Source organism: Streptosporangium fragile (assembly GCF_039534445.1).
Classification (GTDB): domain Bacteria; phylum Actinomycetota; class Actinomycetes; order Streptosporangiales; family Streptosporangiaceae; genus Streptosporangium; species Streptosporangium fragile.
On sequence record NZ_BAAAVI010000160.1, the window covers coordinates 1 to 1,835 of the forward strand.

The window sequence follows — 1,835 nt, forward strand, 5'->3', positions numbered from 1 at the left end:
GGGGCCCGGTGTGTGCCGGGCCCCTCGGGTGGTGCTGGGGTGAGTGGCCGGGGTTTGGACCCCCGGGCCTCTCGGGTGAACGGTGCGGGGTTTGGACCCCCGGGGCCGTTCGGGTGATCGTCGAGAAGTAGGGGTTACTTCTTGAGGATCGAGCCGGACCAGACGTTGGCGGCCTTGGCGTAGATGCTCGCGATCTCACCGTCGAAGTACGGCGTGGTGATCAGGTCGTCGCGGCCGTTCCCGTCCTGGTCGCCGAAGAGGCTGGTCACACCGTTGACGTAGCCCAGACGCTTGGCGTTGCTGTACTTGACGAGCCACGGGCCACCGTCGGCGCCGGGGGTGAAGGAGCTCTTCAGGCCGATGTGCTCCTCGACCTTCTCGGCGGCCGAGACGTAGACCTTGCCGGAGGTCTTGCCGTAGGTCCACTTCGGCGTGACGCCGGTGTAGACGTCGTTGCCGTCGGGGTGCGGGGCGTCCGGGTAGCCGAACACGAACACCGTCTGCTGCGGCTTCTGGTTCCAGGTGAAGCCCTGGCCGCCGACGTTGTCGCCGAGGCGGCCGGCGTCCTTGATGAAGTCCTCGACGACGAAGTAGGTCTCGACCCAGTACTTGACCTGAGCGGTGGCCTTGATCCACTTCTTCAGGAAGAACTGCTGCTTGGTCCAGCCGACGACCTGGTTGCCGTTCTTGACCTCGAGCAGCTCACCGAGGAACTTGCCGTCGGCCTTGGCGGCCTTGAGCTCGTTGTACTCCTCAAGGCTGATCGGGATGACCTTGCTCAGCCCGATGAACTTCGCGTTGTTGTCGTAGTTGTCGGGCGCGGCGTCGTAGACCGACTTGGTGACCTCGGCGCCGACCAGCTTGACGCCGTCCTTGCCCTCAGCGGTGAGGTAGGGGGCGACGGACTCGACGGAGTCGACCCCGGCCGGCTTGGCCACGGTCTCGATCTTCGGGTCGACGACCTTGGACTTGAAGGGGCCGTCGGCGCCGTACTTCTCGACACCGGCGGTGTACTCTTCGGCGGTGATCGGCTTCTCGTCGATGTACTTGACGCCGTTGTGAGCCGCGAACTCCTTCGCGGTCACCTGGGTGGCCTTGCCGCCGCCGATGTGGAGACCGTTGTAGACGGTGACGAAGGCCGCGTCGCGGTCGTAGTCGTTGAAGGCGGAGAAGTCGTAGTGGGTCCACGCGGTCTTACCCACGTAGATGCCCCACGGCGCCTTGCCCTGGTAGTAACCGGGCACGAAGACCCAGTTGTCCATGACGCTGTCGTTGGCCTTGGTGTCGTAGACGCAGTGACCGGCCGTGGCGACCAGGTTGCGGTACTTCGACTGGATCGAGCTGGCCGAGCACCACTTCAGCTCGCCCTTGGAGTCGACGAAGAACACCTTGCCGACGGTCTTGGGCAGGTTGATGTTCTTGACCTTCGCCGCGGTCTTCTTCTCTTCGCCGATCGGGGCGACGACGCCGGGCTTGCCGTCCGGGGTGTAGCCGCCAGCGGCCTTCAGCTTCGAGGCCGGGACGGTCTCCTGGCCGAAGGGGGTGGCCTTGCCCAGGTTGGTGGTGTGGCCGTTGGCCTTGAGCCAGAACTTCGCGACCGCCAGGGCGGAGGGGGCGTCCTTGGCCATGACGTCTTCCTGCCAGTCCGGAGCGGCCTGGGCAGTGCCGACCAGGCCGGCGGCCAGCAGTCCGGTGGCGAGAACCGCGCCACCGGCGGGGAGGAGGATGCGCTTCAAGGGAACTCCTTGGTCTGATGTGGAACGCTTCTTGCGTCCCATGCGTCAGTAAAGGGATAGCCAGAAACATACAGCGCCGATCTTGAACACCGGAAGCCG

General features: G+C 65.3%; 1 protein-coding gene. It reads right to left on the minus strand.

The window, feature by feature from the left end; all coding sequences use genetic code 11:
- Positions 1-134: 134 nt before the first annotated feature.
- Entirely contained in the window at positions 135-1,736 is a 1,602-nt protein-coding gene (locus ABD841_RS40400; RefSeq protein ID WP_344982365.1) for a trypsin-like serine peptidase, read from the minus strand.
- Positions 1,737-1,835: the final 99 nt, after the last annotated feature.